The following is a 24,582-nucleotide window of genomic DNA, read 5'->3' as shown; positions in this document are numbered from 1 at the left end:
GTGTGATCTTGGTCTCGTCGGCGGCGTCGACACGCGGCATTTCAACGATCGCTTCACCGTTGAACGCCCAGGCATGCAACTGCGGTTCGAAGGTCAGCAGCAGGAAGCTGCCCGGCGCCTGCGGGTTGCCGCCCAAAATGAGCCGTTGGGCGTTGGCGCTGACGACGGTCAGCGCGCGATCGCCGCCGTTAATCTTCGCCAGCGGGTAACCTTGCAGGAACCACAGCGTCGGCGAGAGGGTTTGCCCGCCGTGTTGCAGCGTGACCGCGCCGCTGCCCTGCAGCCAGCCGTCCTCGCCGCAGCGCAGCGCGTCGCCGGCGGGAATGAACAGCGCGCCGCCGGTGGCGTCGTCACCCCAGAAGGTGCGGAAGTGGCAGCCCTGTGGCAGGCTGAAACGCTGTGGCGGCGCGGTGTCCGCCTGCGCAGAGGTGACGGCCACCGCCGCAGGAATGGTCGGCGGCGGCGGGGTTTGCGGCTGCTCGGCGGTCTCTTGTTTGACCACCGGTTTCCAGCCGCGCGCTTTGGCGGCTTCGCCGGTCGCCAGCTTCTCACCGCGCTTGTCGGTCAGCGTCCAGGGCAGATGACCGGCTTTTGGGCACTGCTTTTCCAGCAGATTGCCGACGCGGGGCAGAAAGTCGTTCAACACGGCCGGATCTTTGCCTTGCGCCGAGACGATGCGCAGCGGGATGCTTTTGCCGCACCAGCTTTCCGGATTGCTGTTCTTGACGTCATCGATAAACACTTCCAGCTTCTGGCTGGGGGAGTAAACCAGGCGATAGTTCATCGCCTGCGCGGTCGGTACCGCCATCAGGGCAACGAGCCCCGGCATCCAGTATTTCATAGTGAACCTTGCTGTGAATGTGCGCCGACTCAGTCGCGGATGAGAAACCGTTCCGCATCCGCCAGCGAATGCAGCAGGGTGGTTTCCTGCGGTGAGCCAATCCAGACGGCGATAGCGCTGTAGTTATCGCTGTTATTGTTTTTCTTCCATGCCTGCTGCATCAGGGCGATCCACTCGCTGGGGGAGTTGACCATGTGCAGCGACTGTTCCAGTTCGGCCTGGCTGAAGCTGTGCCAGAAGCCGTCGGTGCACAGCAGGAAAACGTCGCCGTCTTCCAGCTGCAGCACGTCGCTGTAGGTGGCGTCGCGCTCTTCGTTGAGCCCCAGCGCGAAATACAGCAGGTTGCTGTTGATGCCGTTGGTCTGATAGCCGGCGTCCTGCATCTGTTGGATCAGACTGTGGTCGGTGGTGACGGCATGCAGGTAGCCGCGGCGGAACAGGTACAGGCGGCTGTCGCCGGCGTGCGCCCAGTAGGCCAGCTGGTAATCGCGATCGATAAACAGACTGACCAGCGTGGTGCCCATCTTGCTGTATTCGTCCGACTGCCGCTGTTGCTGGTGGATGGCGGCATTGGCGCGCGTAATGTGCTGACGAATGCTCTGGGCGTTCAGGTGCTTTTCGCCGTCGAAGTTTTGCAAAATGGTGTCGCGCGCCAGTTTGGCGGCGATATCGCCGCCCGGAAAACCGGCGATGCCGTCGCACACCACGAAGCAGGCGGCGCGGTTGCCGAGCACCTCGCCGGTCTGATCCTGGTTGGAGGCGCGGCCGCCCTGATTGGAGGTAGAGGCTATGGTGATATTCATTACGCGTCCGGTTTGGTCTGTGAGTCTTTGTATTGATTCACTTCAACGTCATAGGCGTGCAGGAAGGCTTCGCCGAACAGGGTGTGGAAATCGTCCTCGATCTCGCCGGAGGTTTGCTGATAGTTCTTCACAAAGTAGTCCCACAGCGCGGCCTTGCGGTTGGCGGGCAGCGACAGACGCGGCGCCACGCCTTCCTTGCGCGCTTCCTCTTCGAGGCGCTCCGGGTTGAAGGACTGCAGCATGGCGGCGATGATGGCGCGAATGCCGGCGATCATCCCCAGCTGGTGCGCCTGCAGGTCGATCAGTGCATCGCGCACCGCCTGTTCCGGCGGCATAAAGCCCGGCATCTGGCTGCCGAACATCTGCATCAGCACCGTTTTCCCCGAAGGCAGCAGTTTGAACGGGTTGTTGGCCTCGTCGAGGATCATGGTCATCTCAGCCTTCACGCCGCGCTTGAGGATCGAGCGGGATGAGAGCAGGGCGACGGTGCCTTGCGAGAACAGGCTCAGCAGGCGGCCAGCCTGGCGGATCTGTTGTTCGTCGAAATGCGGCTGCGGCTGCAGATCGTCGAGACCGATGCCTTGCAACAGCGCCGTCAGCAGCGGCCCCTCCAAGGTGTCGCCATTCGGCGCGGCAGCTTGCTGCCGCTGGGCGGACTGGTAGGCGACCGGATCGATGCCCAGGCGGTTGCCCTGGCGCGGGCGCGGAGGTTGCGCAGGCGGTTCCTGCTGGCTGAACTGCGGCGCGGGTTGGGGTTGCGGCTCGGGTCTCTGCACCGGCGGAGGCGTCGGCGTCGGTTGAGGGCGCGGCGCTTGCGGTTGTGTGGCGATCGGCGCCGGTGGTGGGGACGGCGGTTGTGCCGGTTCCTCCGGCTGAGCCAGTGGCACGGCGCCGCCCATCAACAGCCCCAGCGGGTCGTTGCTGTTTAACGTCTCTGGCGAAGCGGGCGCGGATGAACCGCCGAACAGCGCCAGCGGATCCAGCTCTTGTTCCGGTTGCTGCGCATTCTGGACGGGGGGAGCCGGGCGCGGTGGCGCAGCCTGCTCCGCCAGCAGCGCGCTGGGAGTGGTGTCGGCCAGGATATGCTCACGCTCAAAAGTGGAGTCGGTGTTGAACAAGGCGGCCGGATCGGTTTGCTGTTGCTGCAATTGGCGCAGATCGACATCGCCCGCCAGCTGCGCCAGCGGATCGGCCGGGTTCAGCTCGCGAGCGGGGGTATCCAGCAGCGGATGATTGTCCGGATTGGCGATCGGCGGCGGTGTGACGGCGGTCGGCGCGTTTGGCGTAAATTCTTCCACCAGGCTGTCCCAGATTTCGTTGGGGATCGGCGCGGCGGATTTTTCTTTGGCGGCGGCTGCAGGGGCCGCAGCAGCGGCAACGGCCTTGGCCACCGGTTGAGCCTGCGGCGCGGCGTGCTGTTGCAGCGCGCTGACTTCAATCTGGTAATCGTCGATGCCGAGCACGTCGCCATCCTGCAATTCAACCTGGCGGCCTCGTTCCAGCGGAATATCGTTCAGCAGCACGCGGGTGACGTTGCCGCGATTGGTGATGCGGCATTCGCCGTCAGAGGAAATGTGCACGATCGCCTGCAGACGGGAAATGGCGCGCTCTTCGTCCGGCAGCACCAGGTTGTTGTCCACGCTGCGGCCGATGGTGCCGCCCGGCGGCAGAAAATCGCAACTGCTCTGCGGCGGAACCTGGCCGCTTTTATTTTTTACAATGGAAAATCGCATAAGGCATTCCTGCTGATAAGATCTTATGGCCAGACAGTGGAACTCGATAACTGGATGAGTTTGACTTGATTTCTTTCCTAAGAGAGAGCTTTGAATTTGAGTGACTAAATTCTTTGGTTAACGCATTATATGTTCGCAAGCTTCAATTTAGTAACGTGAGGCTGTATATGTCAGGTGATGTCTTTGCTATTACTCTCATTGTTCTTACCCTTTCTTTTGTAATAGAGATTAGTCGGTAGTTGAGATAAGTAAGTAAGGGCGAATATAATACTGGCGTACCAGACCTCGTCATAATCTTGAAGTTTTATATTGAGCATTGGATCCAGTATCTCAGAACCATAGTTAAATACTAAACCTTGGATGATGCTTGCAAATAAATTTACTGTGGTAGCTATCACAAAAAGGGAATAGGATTTTCTATTGTTGGTTTTTTGTTTTAGGTGATAAAGCCCGACAAATACTAAGACTGACAGGAAAAAGTATAAAAACACAAATGAGTAAGAGTAGGTGGAAAGCGTGACGTCATCGAACACTGTTTTTTCCTTATCCCAATGCTCTAAAATTCCATATGGTTTGTACTGAGTAATAGAAAGTCAAGGAATATTTTCCCAATGACTGATGATTAATGGTGCTGGTATATTTTCAAGTAATAAATTATAAGTGATAAAAATGTAATTAATTTGAGGCTGATGGCTGCAAAAAATGAATTCTATCACTGCGGCTATTACTTTGAGTAACGTTTAAAAATGGCTTCAGCTTCACTGGCGTTCTGCAGTAAAAGGCAATCTAAAATATGATAACTTCCTTTAACTGAGCCTTGGCTATTTTTATTGGCGTACTGTTCAGCCAGCTTTTCGCCTTGTTCGAATGCATCCATCGGCAGTTTACTCAATTCTAAATAGGCGGAAGCGGAACGGAAGGCGTCTTGCTTGGTTTTTTCTGAGTCAGTGGACTTCCCAATGCAGCGGCTGACTAACCAATTTTTATATAGTGCCTCTTGCGATAAAATATTGAGTGAGTTTTCAGCAAGGGCTACATGGCTTCCGAGCAGCAGAGACATTAAAAAGTACGTGTATCTTCTCATCCGAGATAACCTTTGATATGAGCCGTCGTTTGAGCAACTCTGATATCAGTTGTCGTCTTTCCCTTGGTACTTCTTGATGATGGCTTGCAACGCTTGGCTATGTACAAGATCGATGCACTTTGCCATCGTCATCGGCTCCCCTGACATACTGTCATAGGGCTTTGCCAGAAATTCTTTTGCCAGCGCCCTGACGGCGGTATGCGCCTCCAGAGAATAATCGCCGAACTCCATATAACCCCGAGCAGCGGCGGCGGCATCGTTTTTGACTTCTTTTGCTGAGTACCCCTCGGCGATGCAAACGCTAAGCGCGTAGTTTTTGAGGTACTCGGCAGGGGAATACTTTCCGTTGGCGTAAGCTTCAGCATTCAATACCGCCAACATGAGTAGGAACGCAGTTTTAATCGTGTGACGTAAGTGCATCGATTCGTTTTTGCATCGTATCGGCCAGGCAATCTTTGTCATCTCGGCATTTATCCCTTTGCAGTAACCAAGATCTTTGCGTGCTGTTTAAAGAAGCCGCCAGTTTTTTATCCCCTACATCGGTCGCCTGCTTTTTTGCCAACAGCCAAGCTTGGGAAACGCTTTTGTCATAGGCGGATAAATTGAAGTCTGAGCAGATAGTTTTTTCAACAACGCTTGTAGATTTAGCACAGTCGAAAGACGCTGCAGGTTTAGGATCTTTCGGTAACCGTTCTAATTGCAGTAGCGAACCATCGTACCAATTAACCAGCATTTTTTGTGGATTGAGAGCGGCAAAGCTGGAGCCTGCACCATTATCGGCTGGGCCGAATGATCCGGCGTGACAATCGATCTTGAAAAGAGAGACTTCTGCTTGGCCGTTTTCTTTCAATGCATAGTTTTTAGCCGAGATGCTTTTATCTCCGCCCATCGACTTGCCGATGAATTGATTTAGCGTGCCTCTCTCAATACTTAAGGTTGGCGCTGTGCAGACGTCTTTTTCCGGCAGATTGTTTTCTATTGATTGAGCGGAAATATTGATCACTCTTCCTAGTAATCGAGGATCGTTAAATTGATAGCTAAGCGTGCGGGTAGTCTCATTATCTATGTTGACCTGAGTCACTTGCCATAAGCCATCAATAGTTGATGATGTTGAGGCATTAACGTTTTTTTCTGCAGCGTATGTACTGAACGATAATAAGACGCTACTGATGAGAAATTGATGTTTACTCAATTGAGTGATGTCCTTATCTCTGCAAAATACTGTCCTTAGTTTGCTAATAAACCTCCCCATAATGGGGAGGTTGTATAACAATTAAGCTTCGCGGTTTTCCTTGATGTTCCAACCTGCGCTGCTTTCGGCGCCTTTGCCGCCTTTGTCGCTCTGCTCCCAGTACTGCTGTTTCACTTTCGCCGCCTGGAAGGAGTAGGTGACGCCCACGGTGTCTTCGCCGCCTGCACCGGTGTACTGCACGGCGGTGACCAGCACGTCTTCCAGGGTGATTTTTGCGTATTCAACCTGGGTGCCGCCCGCCTTGCAAACCGACAGCTCAATCTTGGTCAGGTGTTTGCCGCTTGAGCAGTGTTTCAGCAAGGCCGGGGTTGACTTGTCGATCAGCGCGTTGACGTGCAGATCGTTGAAGCACACTTTACCGGCGCCACCGCCGCCGCCAACGCCCATATTGCCCGGTTGAGAAGCGCCCCAGGAGAAAGAAGTAATGTCGGTCCAGCCTTTGTGATTCGAATCTTTGGATTCGCCGCTGGCACCTTCAACTTTCAGGAACATATCAATAGCCATAGTTTCTTCACTCTTTATTAAGGGTTAACAGTAGTATTAACGTTACGTTGAAAAACTCAGGTAATAGCAGCAGGAATTGCAAGTGTGGTAATGCATTACCAATTTATATCCTTGTGCCATGCACCTTCTTAAATACCGAAAACTATCGGTACGGGTTACCGAGCCACTATTAAGTGCTAATGGCTCAATGCTTAATTATTTCGCGTTATCTTGATTCCACGTGCGATCTGGATTGCCTGCAATGAGCTGTCGGGAAAGCTTGTCCAATTCCGGACTATGGTACAACCGCAGGCAGTTTAAGGTGACACCTTGACTCTTGCCTTTGGTTTCACTGTGAAACTCATTGACTCTGGATTTATATTTGCCGATGAGAGCATTGATTTTCTCATCACCTGATTCGATATCGAATGGCATCCATTCTCTCATCGCATTCGCCGTTCTGGCTGCATCAAGAGAGAACGCTTTATCCGAATCGGAGACCTGTGCCAGGCAGCGTGACAATGCCAGTTCTTTTACGACCTGGTGATAAGGCATCTGTTTGATAAATGCCACCGGATCTTGAATGTCCTTGGCGAGCGATGACTGCGAGAGCCCCAACAAGGTAGTTGCCAATCCGATTGTGATTAACTTGTTCATGGCAACTCCCAAAAATTGGCTCGCGGAGTAGAGTAATTGGTTCCGGGCTCATTGAAATAGCAATGATCTGAACAACTGTTTCCGTTCCAGAAAGTGGCGTGCCCGCCCGCATTTCCCCAACCTGATACTTCAAAAAGTATTAATCCTTTTTTGTTGGCCAGTTGCGTAACAGGTAATTGAGGGTAATTAACAATCATGTCAGGTTTTCCCCACGTTTTAGTCAGGTAGGGAATCAAATCCCGCACGCGGAAAAAGTACCATTTTTTATCTGCGCCTGAGACGGTTAACTGACCTATTCTGGGAACTGGATGGCCTGTGTAATTGAGCACGTAACTCATCCTTACAGCACAGCTGTTTTCCCAGCCACCTGATTCGGCGGGTATCTCAAAGTTTCGTTTTACGGCACCGCCAATCGTATTTTTAACTTTTCCCAGAGGATCGTTTGGGTCATAAATATTTTTAGCCGCAGTCCAGGCAGCCAGAAAACGGGGTCTTGTTCCCATGATTTACCTCCATGTTTTATTTATCAGGCCGCGGGATCGCGGCCTGACTCCAGTCCATCAGGACGCGTCGTTTTGCTTCAGCGAAGGCAGCTTCGACACCAGGCGCAGGGAGACGGTCAGGCCTTCCAGCTGGTAGTGCGGGCGCAGGAAGAACTTGGCGCTGTAGTAGCCCGGGTTGTCTTCGATCTCTTCCACCTGCACTTCCGCCGCGGCCAGCGGTTTGCGCGACTTGGTTTCCTGCGATGAGTTGGCCGGATCGCCGTCCACGTAGTTCATGATCCAGTCATTCAGCCAGCGCTCCATATCGTCGCGCTCGCGGAAGGAGCCAATTTTGTCGCGCACGATGCACTTCAGATAGTGCGCGAAGCGGCAGCAGGCGAACAGGTATGGCAGGCGCGCGGAAAGCTGGGCGTTGGCGGAGGCGTCGGCGTCGTAGTATTCCGCCGGCTTCTGCAGCGACTGCGCGCCGATAAAGGCGGCGAAGTCGGAGTTTTTGCGGTGCACCAGCGGCATAAAGCCGTTTTTGGCCAGCTCGGCTTCGCGACGATCGCTGATGGCGATCTCGGTCGGGCACTTCATGTCCACGCCGCCGTCGTCGCTCGGGAAGGTATGGCACGGCAGGTTCTCCACCGCGCCGCCGGATTCCACCCCGCGAATGGCGGTGCACCAACCGAACTCTTTGAACGAACGGTTGATGTTGGCGGCCATGGCGTAGGCGGCGTTGGTCCAGGTGTAGTTGCCGTGGGTCGCGCCGTCGGTATCTTCTTCGAAGTCAAACTCGTCCACCGGATTGGTGCGGATGCCATACGGCAGGCGCGCCAGGAAGCGCGGCATCACCAGGCCCAGGTAGCGCGCGTCTTCCGATTCGCGCAGGCTGCGCCAGGCGGCGTATTCGGTGTTCTGGAAAATCTTGGTCAGATCGCGCGGGTTGGAGAGCTCCTGCCAGGACTCCATCTGCATCACGCTTGGCGCGGTGCCGGCGATGAACGGGCAGTGTGAGGCGGCGCCGATCTTGGCCATTTCACCCAGCAGCTCCACGTCCTGCGGGCTGTGATCGAAGTAGTAGTCGCCCACCAGGCAGCCGAAGGGCTCGCCGCCGAACTGGCCATACTCTTCTTCGTAGATTTTCTTGAAGATCGGGCTCTGATCCCAGCCCACGCCTTTATAACGCTTCAGCGTGCGGCCCAGCTCCTGCTTGGAAATGCTCATGAAACGGATCTTCAGCATCTCGTCGGTTTCAGAGTTGTTGACCAGGTAGTGCAGGCCGTGCCACGCGCCTTCCAGCTTCTGGAAATCGTCGTGGTGAATGATCTGGTTGATCTGCTGCGACAGCTTTTCGTCGATTTCCGCGATCAGCGCCTGGATGGTGCGGTAGGCGTCGGAAGAAACGGTGACGGTATTTTCCAGCGCCTGCTGCGCCAGAGTTTTCACCGCGTTCTCGACCGCTTCTTTGGCCTGATCGGTCTTCGGCCGGAACTCTTTGTTCAACAGCGCGCTGAACTCATCGCTGGAAAAAGTCTCGGTGGTTTGCAACGCATTTTGTTGCTGAGGCGAGTTGCTCATCGATTAATCCTCACGCTCGTTGTTGTCATCGTTAACCGCCGGCTTCGGCGCGTCGGTCAGGGATTTCAGCAGCGCCGGGTTTTGCAGGATCTTGGAGATCAGCTCCTCGGCGCCGTTTTTACCGTCCATGTAGGACAGCAGGTTGGAAAGCTGGGTGCGGGCGTCCAGCAGATTGTCCAGCGCGTCGACCTTGCGGGCGATAGCGGCGGGGGAGAAGTCTTCCATGCTTTCGAAGGTCAGATCGATGTTCAGCTTGCCTTCGCCGGTCAGGGTATTGTCAACCTGATAAGCGACGCGCGGCTTCAGCGATTTCATGCGCTCGTCGAAGTTGTCGACGTCGATTTCCATGAACTTGCGCTCCTCCACGCTGGCTTGCGGATCGACCGCTTTCCCCACCAGATCCGCCATCACGCCCATCACGAACGGCAGCTGGATTTTGCGCTCTGCGCCATAAATTTCGACATCGTATTCAATCTGTACGCGCGGCGCGCGGTTGCGGGCGATGAATTTCTGCCCGCTGCGGGATTTCGAGTTTGACATGATTTACTCCATCTAATGGCGATTGGGAACGCGCCTCGTCCGGCTGGGAGAGTCAGGTTCTGATTCGGGTCTGCGCAGGGGCAGACGGTATCGGGTGTCGTCAAGAGAACAAAAGTCGGCGGCTAGCTGTTCTCCTCGTTGTCGGGGCGACCGAGAATGGTCTCCAGTTGGTTAAGCCCATCGGGCGCCAAATCGCGGACGATTTGCATAAAGTCCAGCGTAATCAGTCGCTGTACCCGATCGATCATCAGCGGCGCCGGGTGGCTTGGCTCATGAAGACGAAAATAGTTTTTCACCTTGTCCAGCATCAGCTGGGCGTCATCGCGCGACTGGATCTGCGCGCTGCGCCAGTTGAGTGAGGCAGAGGCGCTCTGCACGGCGGCCGGTGGCTGCTCAGCGGCGGTTTCCTGTGTGGCGTCCGCTTCGGTGGCGGCCGGGGCCTCGCTCTGGCCGGCAAGCGCCACCAGCGAAAAGACTTTGGTCAGCGCGCTCATTTCCGGCAGCGCGCTTTCACCCAGATGGCGGGTGACTTCGCTGCGAATGGCGGCCAGGGTGTTGGCGATATGCATCACCAGCGCGCCTTCGGGGCGATCCTGTTGCGCCAGCTCATCCTGCAGCCGTGCGCGGCCGCCGGGAAAGTTGGGGCACTCTTGCTTGCTGCCGTCGAGCAGGGCGCCGGCATCGCGCAGCGAGATTTCACCGGCGGCGCTTTTCAGCAGCGGCGCGGCGCGCACGCTGGCGGCCAGCGCGGCCTTGTCGCCAAGGTCGGCCAGCGCGTTGATGCGAAACAGCGGGTCGGCCTCGCCGTCGAACTCCAGCGGCGGCTGCAGGGCATCCCAGTAGCGGAGTATCGCCTGGTGGATCAGCGTCAGCCCGTCGGCGTAGCCCGGCAATCCGCGCAGCTGGGTCCAGGCGCGGGTGAGATACAGCATGACGCGCAGGTCTTTGGTGCGCGCCAGCAGCGAGCTTGCGAGACGCTCGACCTGCACCCAATCCGGCGCTTCTTCCGGAATGATGGTGCTGCCGAATTGCTGTTCGGCTTTGCCGGTGGCGGCGCGCGCCATGGCCAGAAAGTCGGCGTCGTATTCCAGGTTGTCGCCGCAGGGCGTGTCCGCGTCAACCGGGGCCAGCAGGGTATCGGTGTCGATAGCCATAAGATTTCCTTCAACGAGCGATGTTAATCAAACATTTGCGGGTACTGGCCGCCGCGGCCGGGGCGCGCCCAGCCGTTGGGTTCGAACAGCAATGAAAACAGCTGCACGGTGAGGTTGCCGCTGTGCACGTGGGTGTAGAGCGGGTGCCCGTCGGCCTGATTGGTCCACCAAAAGCTGGTGTACTGCGCCGGATCGAAACAGTCGGCGGCCTGCTGCCAGCCGAGGCCCGGTACGTCCGGATGCTGGAAACCGATAATCGACAAGATCTCGGAGTCCGCTTCCGCCGGCGGGCTGGGCAGCGCCGGGATCGCCTGCAGCGTGCGGTCGATCTGTTCGGCGGAGAAGCCGTTGCGCACGCCGTTCAGTAGGGTATGGCCGAGCTGTTGGTACCAGCTCGCCGCCATGTTCAGCTGTTGCGGGCGCCAATCCTGTTGGCTGAACAGGCGCAGCGCGCAGATGGGGTAACGCCGCCCGACGCGGTCGCGCGCCGGCAACAGGCAGCCCATCTGCACGTACTGGCTGCCGAGCGTGGCGGGGATCACGAAGTTCCACACCGGCGCGTTGCTGAACGGGTGATCGTTTGGCCCCTGCGCATCGCGCTGCAAATTCACCAGCCCGTTATGGAACCAGTGGGCCCAGTTGTTGACCACCGGGTCAGGCAAACGGCGTTGCAGGAAGTCACCGGCGGAAGGAAGTTTGCCGTACCAGCCGATGCTCGTCGGGGCGCTTGAATCAGTGCTCATGGTCATGTCCTTTCGGGGCTACGGGCACGAGAAGGCCGGCAGTTGGAACGGATTGCGAATGCTGTTGGGCGTGAACTCCAGCGTGACGCGGTGGCCGTCGAGATTGAACGTCGCCTGACGGCCGAGGCCGCCGGTGCCCGAAGACTGCGCCATATCCACCAGGCGGTTCAGCGCCCACGGCCCGCTGGTCACCAGACTGGCGGTGGTGCCGTTGGCCAGCGCCAGCTGCAGATGCACCTGGTTGGTATTGCGGGTGCCCGGCCAGCTGACCACCAGCGGCACCTGCGGGCCGTGGCTGTATTTGAACAGCTGCCCGTCGATATCCAGCGTCAGGTTGAGGATGTCGTTATCCATCCGCACCGGCCGCACGGTCACGCGGTAAGAGGGCGTCGCCGTGCCGTTGGCGAAAAAGGCGTCGCGGATGCGCTGCGCCTGCTGGAACGACCGCAGGATGCCTTCGCCGCCGGGCAGCGTCTTGCCGTCCACGCCGGGCGTGAAACGCCAGTTGGCGCGGGTGGTATCGACCTTGCCCTGCAGGTTGTCGCGGAAGAAGCTGTCCATCAGCCCGCTGTTCGGCGCGAACATGCGCGCCAAATCGTCCGGCGTCACTTCCTGGCGCGCCCGGGCCACCAACGGATAACGCCCGGCGATCGCCTGGCGGCAGAAGCTGCCGACCTCGAAGCTGATGCGCTTTTTCACGTTCTCCATCTCTTTGCGCTGGGTGTCGCTGCTGGCGCCGATCGCCAGCGACAGCAGCATCTGTTTGAACGGCACCGGCAAGCGGCCGGATTCGGCCTGCAGGCGCGGGATGATGTCGCTCGGCGGCGCCGACATGCCGCTGTTGGCCGCGCCTTGCACCGCCGTCAGGTAGCTGTACAGCTCATCGACCTGTTTCAGCACGCTGTCGAAAGGGATCGCCTTATTGCCTTCGCCCTGGCTTTGCGCCAGCTCAAGCAGCGGCGCGAAGTGCGCCATCACCAGCTGTTCCGGCTGGGCCGACACGTCGCCGTCGGCGTTGGCCGGCCGGTTGGTGAACAGCGCCTCCAGCGTGCGATTGGCGTTTTGATTCAGTTTGTCTTCGGTTTTGGCCAGCAGCGAGCGGGAATCGGCGTCGCTTTTCTCGTCGCGCAGGGTGACGTTTTTGCTGACGTTAACCAGCAGATTGCGCATCGGCGACGGATTGCCGGACAGCAGGCGCGCGCTGCTGATGCGCTGGGTCAGGTTGCCGATGTTGGCCAGTTGGATATCGCCCAGCAGCTCATCCCAGGCGCTGATAAAGTCCTGCATGTACAGCTGGCGGATGGTCTTGGTCAGATCGGCGCTTTTCTGCTCCGGCGTCTGGCTGTTCAACACCCAGACGTCTTCCTTGCGCAGGGTATCGGTCACCGGATCGATGTTGTCGTTGAACGCTTTCCAATACCCCTGCGAGGTGAACAGGCCCGGCACGCCGTCGGTCACCGGTTTGCCGCTTTTGCGGCTGAACGCCAGTTCGGTCTGCGGACCGGCCAAATCGACCAGGCTGACCGGCTTGATGTCGGTCTGTTTCAGCAGCAGACGCTTAAGGCGGCCGTAGACGCGTTGCGACAGCGGCGCCCGATTGAGCGCGGCCTGCGCCTGCGCCACCAACGGCTCGTCTTTGGCGTAAGGCGAGGCCTGGATCTGTGTATCCAGCAGTTGGCTCAGGTGCCATTCGATCTGCTGCAGCTGTTTTTGGGTACTGCCCTGCGGCAGGTTGCGCTGCAGGTTGAGCATCACCCAGGCGCGCAGGAATTTGCCGTCGTACTGCTTCGGCAGATACAGCATCTGGTAGGCCTTCAGCGCTTCATAGCTGAAGTCCGCGTCGCCGTGGTTGTCGTTGCGCAGCGTGGCGGCGATCTGTTGCGCCACCTGCGGCAGCAGCAGTTCTTTCAGCGCTTTTTGGTACAGGGCATTGCCGGCGTCGCCGACCTGATCGCCGCGGAACAATCCCATGCGATAGGTGAACGGCGGATCGTCCAGCGAAAAGTTCTGGCTGTCCGGCAGATGCAGCAGGCTGTTGAGGAACGGCAGCAGCGAGAACATATCGCCGTTGCCCAACTGGGTCAGGCTTTGCCCCTGGCGCTCGACGCCGGGCACCTTGGCGGCCACTTCCGCCAGATAGGCCTTGTTGTTGCCGTAGCTGGTGAACCACAACATCGCCAGCACCGCCAGGATCACCGCCAGCGCGATGTACCCCGCCCAGTGCAGGGCGCGGTTGCGGTATTCCCACCAGCGGTTGCTGCCCGCCAGCCCGGACTCCTGGAAGACCACCGATTCCAGCGTCTCTTTCAGGAAGAAGCTCTGGCCTTTGGCTGCCGGGATCGGCGTTTCCTGGCCCACGCTGTCCCAGGCCGCGTTGGCCTGCGCCCCTGAATTGGCCGGCGGCAGCTGCAGGTAGCGGTTCAGTTCGCCCATCACCCGGTCAAACGGCAGGCCTTCCTGAGTGCCGCTGGTGAAGTAGATGCCGCGCGGGGTAAAGCGGGTTTCAAAACTGGAGGTGGCGAACACCTGTTCCAGATATTGGCCGAGCAGCGGGCGCAGCGCGGCGAACTCCTGCGGGAACAGGTAGCTTTCGGCGCGTTGGCGCGCGTCGTGCTCCATCAGCAGCGTATCCGGCAGCGCCGCATCCAGCCGTTGTTGCAGCAGGGCGTATTGTTGTTCGAAGGCGGCGTTCAGGTTGAAGTCCGGCTGCCGCGAGCGCTCGTAAGGGAAGGTGAATCCCCAGATCTGGTCGCGCTGCGCTTTGTCGAAGCTGCCGAAATAGGCCATAAAGCCGTTGAGCAGGTCGGTTTTGGTCACCAGCACATAGACCGGGAAGTGAATGCCCAGCTGTTCGTGCAGTTCTATCAGGCGTTTGCGCAGCGCGCTGGCCTGCGCGGCGCGCGCTTCCGCGCTGTCGCTCAGCAGATCGGCGACGCTGATGGTGACCATCACGCCGTTGATCGGCTGGCGGGTGCGATATTTTTTCAGCAGCGCGACGAAGCTTTGCCATTCGCCGGCGTCTTCTTCGCGCTGGCTTTCCTGGGTGGTGTAGCGGCCGGCGGTGTCGAGCAGCACGGCGTCGTTGGTAAACCACCAGTCGCAGTTGCGGGTGCCGCCCACGCCGCGCAGCGCGGACTTGCCGAAGCGATCCGCCAGCGGAAAATGCAGGCCGGAGTTGACCAGCGCGGTAGTTTTACCGGCGCCGGGCGCGCCGATGATCACATACCACGGCAGCTGATACAGATATTGGCGGCTGAAGCGGGTCATCCAGCGATGTTTGCCGTCGCCCTGGCCCGGGGCGAAGCGCGCCTTTTTCAACAGCTGCGCCGCTTCGTCGAAACGCTGGGCCAGCGGATCGTCTGGTTTGATCTCGGGCTTGCCGTCTTCCGCCGGCACCGCTTCGGCGGCGCGCAGGTTGCTCAGCAGGCGGCTGTTGAACCAGGCGCTGTAGAGGCGCGGTATCAGGCGGCACAGGAACCAAATCAGGTAGATAGCGCCGATGGCGATCTGGCGGTTGAGTTCCGGCTCCAGCGGGCGATAGTCACCGATGGCGACCAGCGGGCCGATCGTCCAGATGATGAACGCCAGCGCGGTGATGCCGACAAAGCCCCACAGCAGGCGGCTGGTGATGATGGAGAATAACGTACTGAGCATTACTTTCCGGTTCCTTGCGGCAAGCCGTTGATTTCCGCCTGGGTGTTTTCCGGGGCGACCAACAGCGTAATTTCTACCCGGCGGTTCAACGCGCGGTTCACTTTGTTATCGTTCGGCGCGACGGGGTTGCTCTCGCCGCGGCCCTCGGCCTTGACCCGCTGCGGGTTGGCGAGGTGTTTTTGCAAGCGGGCGCTGACCGCTTCGGCGCGCGCCAGCGACAGCTCCCAGTTGGAGGCGAAGCGGGCGCTGCGGATCGGCACGTTGTCGCTGTAGCCGGTGACCAGGATTTTGCCGCTGACGCCGTTCATGGCGGCGGCGATGCGATCGATGACCGGAATGTAGTTGGCGCGCACCGTGGTGGCGGCGGAGTCGAACAGCCCGTCGCCTTTGAGGATCACCACGCTTTGCTGCGCTTCGTCGCGCACCACCACCAACCCTTCGGCGATCTCTTTGCGCAGGAAACTTTTCAGGCTCAGCGTCGGCGGCGCGGCCGGCGCCGGATTACCGATCGCCACCTGCGGCAGGTTGGTTTGGTAAATCGCTGCCAGCACCGGGCTGGTGTTGTCGCCCAGCCGCCAGTTGAGGGCGATAAACAGCAGCGAAGCCAGGAAGCCGGTCAGCGCCACGCAGGCCCACAGCGGCACCAGCGGACGCCATAGTTTCTGTTGTACCGGCAGATCCAACGCATGAGGCGACAGGGGCGGGGCGTAGCCGCCGCGTACCGACCGAATCAGCTGCAGCAGGCGCTGCTTCATGGTTTCCAACTGCGAGCGGCCGTTTTCCATCACCCGGTAGCGGCCTTCAAAGCCCAGCAGCAGGCAATAATTGATCAGCTCCAGCAGATTGATGTGCTCGCGCGGGCTCTGCGACAGCTTGGCCAGCAGCTGGAAGAACTTCTCGCCGCCCCAGGTTTCGTTATGGAAGGTCACCAGCAGCCCGCTGCCGGACCACACGCTGTTGCTGCCCCACGGGGTCAGCGCCGCCGCTTCATCCAGCGCGGTGCACAGACAATAACGCGCGCCGATGATCACTTCGTACGGCAGGTTGGCGCGTTGGCCGCGGATCTCGAAGCGGCGCATTTCGTCGATCAGCTGTTGGCGCAGCTGCGCCGGGTTGGCGTGCGTGGCCGATTGGCGGATCTGCGAAATGGCGTTCAGCAGCGGGTTGGCGGCGTCCACCAGCGGGTTGGCCGCCGGCGCCATGCTATTTTCCTGAGTCATAGGTTACCGGTCCGTATGGCTGCGAATCGCCCAAAATTCCATGTCCAGCCCCGGGAATTCGCCGGCCAGATGCAGGGCGAAGGCGCTGGATTTTTCCATCTGTTTCCAAAGGTCGCCGCCTTTTTCCAGCTCGAAATAGGTGTAGCCGGCGTGATAAGGGATCTGGCGCGGCGCGACGGGCATGGTGCGCAGACCGATGCCCGGCAGCTGCAGCTGCACCAGATCGCGGATGCGTGTGACCGGGGCGATCTTCATCTGCGCCGGGAAGTGGGTCTGCAACACCTCGGCGGCCACGTCGGCGCGCACCGCCAGCACGAAGCCGAAGTCGCGCATCATTTTGGCGTCTTGCACGGTGGCGACGTTCAGCCCGTGGGAGCGCTCGACCAGCGTCAGCTGAATGGCGTTGTCCTCCAGCACCACCGACAGGCCCTGACGCAGCAACAGCATCAGCTTGCCGAAGCACAGCGCCAGGTTGTCGTGGTCATACACCGGCAGGCGGCCTTCCGGGGTGCGCTGCGCCGAGAAGCTGGCGAGTTCGGTGGCGAACTGCAGCCAATCGGCGAACAGGCGCTCCGGGTGCAGATGGTCGAGGTGGTAGGCATGGCTCACCTGACCGAGATGGCGGTTGATCAGCTGCAGCAGCATGAAATCGACCATTTCGGAACTGCCACCGCGGCCCGGTTGCAGCAGGCGTTGACTCATCTGCTGGCTGCGCTGTTGCAGCAGACCCTGCAGATCGTTGATGAAGGTCTTCAGTACCGGGTTACCCTGGCAGTTCAGCATCGGCGGGATTTGCGCCGTATCGAGACGCAGGCTGTTGTCGCCGCGCTTTTCCAGCACACGGGTGACGCCGAGCGCCGTCCATTCGGCGTTCAGCTCGCTCTCCAGCATCAGCCGCAGGCGCAGGCGACCGAATTGCAAGGCCGCGCTGCCCACCGAGACGGCGTTGAGATCGTCGACTTCGGTCTCGTAAGCCAGATAGCGCGCCAGCGCTTCCGGGCTTTCCTGAAAGATCACGTCTTCACGCCCCGCGCGATAGGTCGGCAGAGCCAGCACCACGTTTTCACCGGTCTTGTTGTCGGCGATGGCCAGCGGCGCGGGCGCCTGCTGGGCGCCGGAGAAGCGAAACGGCGTGCCGTCGGGCATGATGCCGCTGGCGGCGTTGAGCGCGATCTTGCCCTGGCGCAGCAGCGTTTGGTCCAGATCCAGGGTGAGAAATCCCCAGAAACAGCCGCTGTGGGCCTGGCCCCAGTTGCGCATATAGCCTTCGAGATAGTTTTCCGCCTGCTGGAAATGGTGAGGGCGCAAAAACATCCCCTCAGTCCAGACAACCTTATGAGCATCTTTCATCATCACACCTATAGTTACTTCGCTTCAGCGCAGCGGTAGGTCAGTCGACCTTTTTTACGGGGCGCAGGCCACTCACGCCCGCGACGATATGCGCTTCCAGCTCATCCGGCGAGAATTGCCATACCTTGTAGAAATTGGTTTCGGTGGGTTCCGGCAGCGGCAGTGAAATGCGCCAGGTCTTGCCGTCCAGATTTTGATATTCGGCGATCACGCCGATGTAACGTGCGTCCAATGTGCTTTGCCCACCGAGCTTTTTGCCGGTCTGGCCCGGCGTCAGGAAGAACTGATCGCTGTCCAGCAGGCTGTTGCCGAGCACGCTTTTGGCGTCGTTTTGCAGACTGAAAAAGTCGGCTTCCATGAATTCCGCATCCGAGCGCAGCAGCAGCACGCGAATTTTGATCGGCGCCGGTTGCGCGCCGGCGGCGGCGTTGACCTGGCGGTCAGCGTCGAAGACCAGGCTGTAACGCGCCGGCACGCTTTTCGCGGAAGACATGCAGCCGCCGAGCGCCAGCGCGCCCAGCAGCAGAAACAGCATCCCGCACCAGCGGGAAGCGATAGGGGTCGTCGTCATGGGAATCTCGTCGCCCGCAGGCGTGCTGACTACTGGAGGATCCAGGTGGCTGAGCCGGCGTTTTTGCACGCCTTGCTGTCGCCGCCGACTTTAACGCAGTCCTGCTTGGCGGCGCGCGCGCGGCGCGGCAGATCTTTGCGCAGCGTCGCTTTGTAGCGCGCTTCCGGCACGCCGGCGTTGGCCTGGATATACCCCACCAGATCGCCGCCACGTATGGCGGAGATCGCCAGCCAGTTGTTTTCCACTTCGCCCAGCGCGTAGAACGCGGCGGCGTTGTCCAGGCTGCCGACGGCGGTGCCGGTATAATTCGGGCTGCTCATGATGCTGGCGGCGTACAGGCTGCGGTACTCCTCACCGATCGGTTTGAACTGTTTCGGCGCGCTCACCGCGGCGCGGTGCTTTAACGTGACGCCGTTGACTTCACTGCTGACGATGGCGTCGTTATTGAGCGCCGGCGGCGGTGGCGGTGGGGTGGAGCAACCGGCAAGCGTCAGGGCGGTCAACAACGTCAGGGTAATCCGTGTTTTCACAATGTCCTCTTTTTCTTGATTGAATGGCTGTGTAATAAAGCGCCGTCATCAGGGCGCAAGCAGCAACACTTTTAATTGGCTCGGCACGATGCGCATGCCGAGCGCGTTGGTGGAGTTCTGCAGGCTGAGGCTGGTCAGCCGGGTGGCCGGGGTGCCTTTGAGCAGCACGGTAAAGGCGCCGGTCAGGTGGCGGGACGGCCCCATCACCGTGCCGGAAGCGACGCCGGTGGCCACGCCGGGGTTGTCGCCGTTGGTCAGTGGCGTCACCGTCGCCATGTTGTGCGCCGGGGTGCCGACGAACAGAATGTTGAACGCGTTCGGGATGGCGGTCGGCGCCAGGGCGATATCCGGGTAGGGAATGGGCACCGGCGCCGGGCTTGGCGTCAGACAGACGTCGGGAAACGCCAGGTCCACGCCGATCATTTGGCTATTGGCAAACATAAAAGGCCTCCGCAAGGTTATCCGACGTGGATCTGTTCCGAATCCAGCTTGGTGATGTCTTTCGAGGTAATCAGCGTGTTGCGAGCATGAATACGGGCGTAATCTTCCGCCTGATAATCCAGCTGCCCGGCGCGCACGTGCTCGGTCTGGCGCACTTTGCGAAACAGCGAGTGGCTGATCTGGCTGACCGAATGCCACAGTGACTCGCAGCGTTTGCCGACCAGGCGGCTGATGCTGACGAAAGCCGAGAGCTCTTCGCCGCTGTATTTCATCTTGTCGACGTGGCAGTCGCCGCTGTTTGCTTGCAGGGTCATGGCGTCGCCGCTCAGGTTCAGCGCCTGCGCGCCGTGCAGCGACAGCGAGCCGTGCAGCGTTTCAATGTGCAGATCGCCTTCGACGCTCAGCCGCGCCGCGTTTTGCGGTTCCGCACGCTCGAGGACGGCGATCGCCCACAGCTGGTGGCCGCAACCGGCGACCAGCACGCTATCGCCGAGGGCCGGCGTCAGCAGGCAGCTGGCCGCACGGCGGCAATGCCAGCCGCGGCCTTCACATTCCACCACCAGGCTGCCGTCCGGCAACAGGTTGACGACCTGACCGGCGGCCTGCTGGGGCGGCGCGATGTTGACGGCGCGAGTAGTGTTGACAACGCTCATGGTGATCCCCTCGTGAAGTGGTCAATACGTTCAAATGCGGCTCTGGCGCTGTGCGCTCCAGATTTCGGCGGCGTACAGCTCTTCGTCGCGCTCGAGAATGCCGCTGCGGTCGCCCCAGCGCGTTTGCTGCTGGTGGGCGCGGTGCATGCGGGTGCGCATGAAGCGCGCACGCCGAAAATCGGCGGCGCCGATGTCGGCATAACAAAAATCGGCGTAGGTTAGGTCGCTGTCGCTGAAATCACAGCGCGCCGCGCGGCTGTGCTGGAACACGCTCTGATACAGACGCGCCTGGTTGAAGTTGGCGGCGTCCAGCGTCGCTTCGCTGAAAATCGCCTGATCGAACTGCCCGCCGCGGCACAGCGCCTGAGTCAGGTTGGCCTCCAGCCACAGCGACTGCTGCGCCTGCACGCCCGTCAGGTTGGCGCGCCGCAGCGAAGCGCCCTTGAAGTTGCTTTGGCGCAGCGTCGCCTGGCTGAAGTCGACGTCGTCCAATTGGTTATCGGTAAACTGGCAGGCGATCAGGCGCTGCCCGGCGTAACTTTTGCCGCGGTGGTCGCATTCGAAAAACGTGACGCGGTCGAAATCTGCTCCTGCAAATTCTGTGTTACAGAGGGTTAAGCGAAAAAACGTGACAAGCGAAAGTCGGGCATGCTCCAACGTAGCGCCGTCGAGCGGGCTTTCGTAAAACGTGGTGCGATCGTGCTGAGTGGCGGAAAAGTTCGCGCCGGCCAATTGGCATGACATCCAGTGGCTTTGGGTGAGCGGCAGACGGCTGAAATCACCCTGTTCAAGCCGGCATTCGTTGAACATCGTCAGCTCGATATGACTCTCACTGAAGCGGCTGGCGGACATGGCGCACTGATTGAAGGCCGTTTGCTTGAGGTTCGCCCGAGTAAACAGAGCGTGCTCGAGCCGGCAATCGCTGAATACGCTGTCGCGCAGATCGCAATCGGAGAAGTCCACGCCGTTCAGGTTCAGGGCGTTGAACATTGCGCCGGCCAAATCCATACCCGCGAATGACAGGCCGTGCAAATCCTCACCGGAAATCGGTTCGCCGCGTTTCACACGCTGGCGTATCTGCTCTGGCGTTGAGGTCATACTTCTTTCCCGTTGTGGCGAGGCAATGTTTTCACTCTGGCGGTATAGGCATCGTCGAGCCGGGTCGCCTTGTCCACTTTCGACTGCGACAGATCGGCCCGGAACAGATTGGCGCCCTGCAGGTCGGCGCCTGACAGCACGCACTTTTGCAGGATCGCCGCAATAAAGTTGGCGTCGCGCAGGTTGGCGCGCGTCAGATCGCTGCGAATGAACAGACTGCCGCTGCCGTTGGCCTGATTGAAGTCGGCCTCGTTCAGCCGCGTTTCCGACAGATCGCAATTGTTGAGGCGCGCGCGGCTGAAACTTGCCCGCTGCAACGGCATCTGACGCAAATTGCACTGGTTCAGCGTCGCGTCGCTGAAATCCGCCTGGGGCAACAGCGTCTTTGCCGCAAAGGCGCAGGCCGTCAGGCGCGCGGCGCGGAAACTGAGGTTTTGCGTTTCGGTATCAACCCAGGCGCAGCTTTCCAGCCGTGCCTGCTCGAATTTCACCGCCAGCAGCCGGCATTTGATGAAGCTGACTTTGTCGAGCCGGGCGTGACTGAATGTCAGTTGCTCCAGCTGCAGCTCCATCAGCGTAATGTTGGCCAACGTGGCGCGGCTGAAATCACACTGTCCAAGCAAGGTTTCGTACCCCAGCAAATCGCGTAAGGACGCCATCGTGAAGTCGCAGCGTTGAAACAACGTTTGTTGAATGTTGGTTTCATGCAGCTGTGCGCCGCCGAAATCCGTCGCTTCGCATTTCGCCAGGGCCAAAGAGGCGTGGCTCAGATCCGCCTGCTGCAAGACGGCACCGCAGAGATCGGCGCGCGCCAGCATTGCCTCGCGAAGGTCACAGCCCACCAACCGGGCTTGGCGCAGATTGGCGTTTTCCAGCAACGTGCCGCGCAAGGTGGCATGGCTGAGGTCCATGCCGGACAGATCGGCGCCGGTGAGATCCAGGCCGCTGAGATCTTTATCGCGCTGCATGGCCGCGGTGACGCGTTGGCGAATGATCTGTGCCAGATCGCCGCTTAAACGCAGCGCCGGGCTTTGCGCCTGTGCCGACATTAAATACATTTGGTGCAGCGCGCGCTCGCTTTCCCCCAACTGCTTGTCGCTAAACGCGTCGGGGCGTTGACGCGCCTGTTGAAACAGCTGGTCGCGCTGCTGTTGGTAGCTTTCCGCGCCGGAAAGGTCGGCGGGGCCAGGGCCGTCAATATCAATGCCGTTTGCCTGCGCGTCATCGCGGATTTCACGGTAATGCGCTTCAGCGCGCTGTTCCATGCCCTCGACAAACTCGGCCAGCTGATCCAAAGCGGGCATCGGTTCAGCTGGCGGCGCGGCAAACATGTCGTCGATGTCTCGGCCTTCGCGCTGCAGACGTTGGCGGTGTTGTTCGCGTTGGTGGTGCTCGTAGGCGGCGATGTTTTCCACCATCGGGCTTTGCTGCGTCGGCGTTTCCGTATCGAGCCAGGGGCCGATACAGCACTCCGGCAGCAAATCTTTTTCACGAAAAGCGTGCAGAGCGCCATGCTCTTTATCAAGCCGCCGATCGAGCACCTGCCGATAATGCGCGACGGTGCGGCTTTTACCCTCAATTTCCAGCGCCGGCATGAGCTGCATGACGTCTGCGGCATCGTCTTCATTGATGGGAAGGCTGCCCTGGTAGATCAACAGCATTTGTTCGCGATGGGGAAAGAACCACACGGTGGTGTGGCGCATCGCGACTTCCCCGAAATGCGCTTCGCCGCCGCGCAGCCGGTTAATGAAGCAGCGTGCGCGCCACGCCGGCAAACGGCCTTGCTGAACCGGCTCTGAAGGGTGCATGTTCCATATCCGGTAGGCAGCCTGAAGCGGCAAGCTGTCGCGTTGGGGAAACTGCTGATCGCTTTCCGCCATGTTGAACAGGCGCCAGTCGATATCGTTGGCGAAGCCGGGAAAACCGTGTTTCAACCAGTCGGCGTCGTAGTTTTTACCGATGCGTGAGAAGCGGCGCGGCCAGGTGATATCCAACGCGTCAAAGCTTGCCGGCTGCGCGCTTTGCCGAGGAGACGCGAGGCGCTCCTGCAGCGGTTCAACATTGGGTAGGCGATGAATGCGGCCCTGCGGAAATGTTTCTGGAGTGGCGCCGATGCCGTGCGGATTATCGGCGAACTGAGCCCCGCCGTAAGCCCGGCGCCAGTCCAGACGCATTTCTGCAAAAGGGAGAGGAGAGGAGGGGCGATCGTTGATCCAATGACGATCGCCGAAAACCACCAGCGTTTTCTCCAGCGAATCAAGCTGGATCTTCACGGCGCAGGCGGTTTTGTCTTGTTGATGGTGGGTGTAGGCGTTGCCGGTGGCGAGAAACTCCGCACAGGCTTTCGGAATAGCCAAATCGAGCACACCGCCGCTCAGCGTAAGTTCGTCGGCGGCCAACTGCCACAGCTCCGGTTCGGGGCGCAGGCGCGGGGAAGCCCCCATGTCGGCCAAGGCCAAAATGGAAACGCCCAGATGATTTTGCCCTTGCCAAGAGAAGGGGCGATGAAGCGCGCTGAGGCGCAGAGGTTTTACGACTTTCATTGTGTGTGTAAAGCTTCCTGTGGATATCAGCCGGCAGCCAGGCTGCTTGCTCAAAAACAATCCGTTTTTCGGTTTAATAGATATCAGGCTATGTCACAACAGATGAAGAAAACGATGCGGCGTCCAGAGCCGATCGCGAATGCGGGGAGCATTTCCTCGCGTCAAAGGGATTATCAAGAGGACAGTGCGTTGTCCTTCCCGCTTATTTTACGAGCCAGCAGTACGACGGCGACGGACAATGCCGCGGCGATCGCCTTGGCGGTAAATTGGCCTGTGCTCTCCAGATGATAGGGGGCAAAAAAGCCGACGCCGGCGGTGCCCAGAATCAGCAGCGCGGCGAGCGGGGCAAAACAGCACAGTTCTATCGCCAGCGCCAGTCTGCCGGGGGCCGCCGCACCCAGGTAACCCATCAAAAAACCGGGCAAAATCAGGAACCCGATCAGCTCCGCGGGCGCGTTCACCGCAGACATCACCTGCTGGTTATACTTCAGGATCGCCAGCATCAGTGCGACAAAGATCAGCAACCGGACGGACAATGCCGCCGTTCTGCCCGCGGGTAAGACGGTCTTGCAAATGGCGGCGATCAATACGCCGCCAACCAGGATGCCTAAGAAGGTAAACAGGATTTGTCCCCCGAGGCTGTCCTGCGTCGAAAAGGCAATAAACGCGCCCATCGTGACACTTCCTTATGCAAGGTGATTTAGCGAACTGATGGACGACAAGTCGTTTTCACAACGTTGAAATCGGATCGCGTTGATTGAAAAGGTTCTTTTCGCTCAAAGTCGGGATAACTCTTCGATCACCGCTTTTTTGGGGTTCTTGGGATCGTACTTTATCGCGGTGAAATGACCCGGCTGATAACGCGGCAGATCAACGACGCTGATCGGGCCTTTCGCGACGGCCGTATGGTTTTTTCCGTCTTGGGCGATGTATTTGACTTCCACTTCGCAGACCGGCCGATTCCCGTCCCACAGGTTGGTCTGGCGGATGCTGACGATTTGCCCGGAGGCGGAAACTCCGTTCTCCATCACGCTGAGAGAAGAACCGATGTGTTTGAAATAGCCCCAGATATCGACCGTGATGAATTTGAAAAAACCCACCAGGCTGAGAATAGGGGCCAATAAAATCAAACCGATTACGGTGAAGATATTTTTGGCTTTGGACAT

The 24,582-nt window shown here is 59.4% G+C and carries 24 protein-coding genes; all 24 read right to left on the bottom strand.

The annotated features are described in order from the left end of the window. The coding region (locus ACSBQV_RS06530; protein ID WP_434991427.1) for a type VI secretion system-associated protein at nucleotides 1-841 on the bottom strand (841 nt) is incomplete at its 3' end. Nucleotides 842-870: 29 nt separating this feature from the next. After that, nucleotides 871-1,644 carry a PP2C family protein-serine/threonine phosphatase gene (locus ACSBQV_RS06525; RefSeq protein WP_033643559.1) on the bottom strand — a complete coding sequence of 258 codons (774 nt, stop codon included), beginning with the start codon at nucleotides 1,642-1,644 and terminating at the stop codon, nucleotides 871-873. Next, entirely contained in the window at nucleotides 1,644-3,377 is a 1,734-nt protein-coding gene (gene tagH, locus ACSBQV_RS06520; RefSeq protein WP_099786038.1) for a type VI secretion system-associated FHA domain protein TagH, read from the bottom strand. Before tagH ends, ACSBQV_RS06525 begins: the two co-directional genes overlap by 1 nt. Before the next feature lie 724 nt (nucleotides 3,378-4,101). Beyond that, complete coding sequence (locus ACSBQV_RS06515) at nucleotides 4,102-4,437, bottom strand: T6SS amidase immunity protein Tai4 family protein (RefSeq protein WP_226886090.1); 336 nt, start codon at nucleotides 4,435-4,437, stop codon at nucleotides 4,102-4,104. Nucleotides 4,438-4,506: 69 nt separating this feature from the next. Then, on the bottom strand, nucleotides 4,507-4,842 hold the full coding sequence (locus tag ACSBQV_RS06510; RefSeq protein ID WP_241900206.1) for a T6SS amidase immunity protein Tai4 family protein: 336 nt from the start codon (nucleotides 4,840-4,842) through the stop codon (nucleotides 4,507-4,509). Between the two features lie 16 nt (nucleotides 4,843-4,858). Beyond that, nucleotides 4,859-5,653, bottom strand: a complete 795-nt coding sequence (locus tag ACSBQV_RS06505; RefSeq protein WP_099786199.1) for a lysozyme inhibitor LprI family protein — start codon at nucleotides 5,651-5,653, stop codon at nucleotides 4,859-4,861. 81 nt (nucleotides 5,654-5,734) lie between these two features. Continuing rightward, entirely contained in the window at nucleotides 5,735-6,217 is a 483-nt protein-coding gene (locus tag ACSBQV_RS06500) for an Hcp family type VI secretion system effector (protein ID WP_004934962.1), read from the bottom strand. Between the two features lie 195 nt (nucleotides 6,218-6,412). Next, nucleotides 6,413-6,853: a T6SS amidase immunity protein Tai4 family protein gene (locus ACSBQV_RS06495; protein WP_038876774.1), complete on the bottom strand. Its 441-nt coding sequence runs from the start codon at nucleotides 6,851-6,853 to the stop codon at nucleotides 6,413-6,415. After that, nucleotides 6,850-7,356: a type VI secretion system amidase effector protein Tae4 gene (locus tag ACSBQV_RS06490; protein ID WP_071605363.1), complete on the bottom strand. Its 507-nt coding sequence runs from the start codon at nucleotides 7,354-7,356 to the stop codon at nucleotides 6,850-6,852. The genes ACSBQV_RS06495 and ACSBQV_RS06490 overlap by 4 nt, the downstream gene beginning before the upstream one ends. A gap of 57 nt (nucleotides 7,357-7,413) precedes the next feature. Next, nucleotides 7,414-8,919 carry a type VI secretion system contractile sheath large subunit gene (tssC, locus tag ACSBQV_RS06485; RefSeq protein WP_004934958.1) on the bottom strand — a complete coding sequence of 502 codons (1,506 nt, stop codon included), beginning with the start codon at nucleotides 8,917-8,919 and terminating at the stop codon, nucleotides 7,414-7,416. A 3-nt stretch (nucleotides 8,920-8,922) separates the two neighbouring features. Next, nucleotides 8,923-9,459 (bottom strand): type VI secretion system contractile sheath small subunit, encoded by a 537-nt coding sequence (gene tssB, locus ACSBQV_RS06480; RefSeq protein WP_015378282.1) that lies wholly within the window; start codon nucleotides 9,457-9,459, stop codon nucleotides 8,923-8,925. Between the two features lie 122 nt (nucleotides 9,460-9,581). Continuing rightward, on the bottom strand, nucleotides 9,582-10,613 hold the full coding sequence (tssA, locus tag ACSBQV_RS06475; protein WP_060660572.1) for a type VI secretion system protein TssA: 1,032 nt from the start codon (nucleotides 10,611-10,613) through the stop codon (nucleotides 9,582-9,584). A gap of 23 nt (nucleotides 10,614-10,636) precedes the next feature. Beyond that, a complete protein-coding gene (gene tagF / locus ACSBQV_RS06470) occupies nucleotides 10,637-11,356 on the bottom strand; it encodes a type VI secretion system-associated protein TagF (protein ID WP_033643553.1) in 720 nt (239 codons plus the stop codon). Between the two features lie 18 nt (nucleotides 11,357-11,374). Continuing rightward, nucleotides 11,375-15,010, bottom strand: a complete 3,636-nt coding sequence (gene tssM, locus ACSBQV_RS06465) for a type VI secretion system membrane subunit TssM (RefSeq protein WP_033643552.1) — start codon at nucleotides 15,008-15,010, stop codon at nucleotides 11,375-11,377. Then, on the bottom strand, nucleotides 15,010-16,212 hold the full coding sequence (locus ACSBQV_RS06460; protein ID WP_049272050.1) for a DotU family type VI secretion system protein: 1,203 nt from the start codon (nucleotides 16,210-16,212) through the stop codon (nucleotides 15,010-15,012). The genes tssM and ACSBQV_RS06460 overlap by 1 nt, the downstream gene beginning before the upstream one ends. A gap of 21 nt (nucleotides 16,213-16,233) precedes the next feature. Next, on the bottom strand, nucleotides 16,234-17,580 hold the full coding sequence (gene tssK / locus ACSBQV_RS06455; RefSeq protein WP_099786197.1) for a type VI secretion system baseplate subunit TssK: 1,347 nt from the start codon (nucleotides 17,578-17,580) through the stop codon (nucleotides 16,234-16,236). A 40-nt stretch (nucleotides 17,581-17,620) separates the two neighbouring features. Continuing rightward, a complete protein-coding gene (tssJ, locus tag ACSBQV_RS06450) occupies nucleotides 17,621-18,151 on the bottom strand; it encodes a type VI secretion system lipoprotein TssJ (protein ID WP_033643551.1) in 531 nt (176 codons plus the stop codon). 29 nt (nucleotides 18,152-18,180) lie between these two features. Then, a complete protein-coding gene (tagV, locus tag ACSBQV_RS06445) occupies nucleotides 18,181-18,681 on the bottom strand; it encodes a type VI secretion system accessory protein TagV (RefSeq protein WP_033643550.1) in 501 nt (166 codons plus the stop codon). A gap of 48 nt (nucleotides 18,682-18,729) precedes the next feature. Continuing rightward, entirely contained in the window at nucleotides 18,730-19,122 is a 393-nt protein-coding gene (locus ACSBQV_RS06440; RefSeq protein WP_033643549.1) for a DUF4150 domain-containing protein, read from the bottom strand. A gap of 17 nt (nucleotides 19,123-19,139) precedes the next feature. Then, nucleotides 19,140-19,775: a DUF3540 domain-containing protein gene (locus tag ACSBQV_RS06435; RefSeq protein WP_033650852.1), complete on the bottom strand. Its 636-nt coding sequence runs from the start codon at nucleotides 19,773-19,775 to the stop codon at nucleotides 19,140-19,142. Nucleotides 19,776-19,805: 30 nt separating this feature from the next. Next, nucleotides 19,806-20,873, bottom strand: coding sequence for a pentapeptide repeat-containing protein (locus ACSBQV_RS06430; RefSeq protein WP_099786028.1), 1,068 nt, complete (start codon nucleotides 20,871-20,873; stop codon nucleotides 19,806-19,808). After that, on the bottom strand, nucleotides 20,870-23,416 hold the full coding sequence (locus ACSBQV_RS06425) for a DUF2169 family type VI secretion system accessory protein (RefSeq protein ID WP_099817840.1): 2,547 nt from the start codon (nucleotides 23,414-23,416) through the stop codon (nucleotides 20,870-20,872). Before ACSBQV_RS06425 ends, ACSBQV_RS06430 begins: the two co-directional genes overlap by 4 nt. 173 nt (nucleotides 23,417-23,589) lie before the next feature. After that, on the bottom strand, nucleotides 23,590-24,090 hold the full coding sequence (locus tag ACSBQV_RS06420) for a hypothetical protein (RefSeq protein ID WP_099786026.1): 501 nt from the start codon (nucleotides 24,088-24,090) through the stop codon (nucleotides 23,590-23,592). Between the two features lie 102 nt (nucleotides 24,091-24,192). Continuing rightward, nucleotides 24,193-24,582: a DUF3592 domain-containing protein gene (locus ACSBQV_RS06415; protein WP_033643543.1), complete on the bottom strand. Its 390-nt coding sequence runs from the start codon at nucleotides 24,580-24,582 to the stop codon at nucleotides 24,193-24,195.

The organism is Serratia sp. B501 (assembly GCF_051172315.1).
Classification (GTDB): Bacteria; Pseudomonadota; Gammaproteobacteria; order Enterobacterales; family Enterobacteriaceae; genus Serratia; species Serratia ureilytica.
Note: the sequence above shows the minus strand (reverse complement) of the source record. Positions and strands in the feature narration are given on the sequence as shown.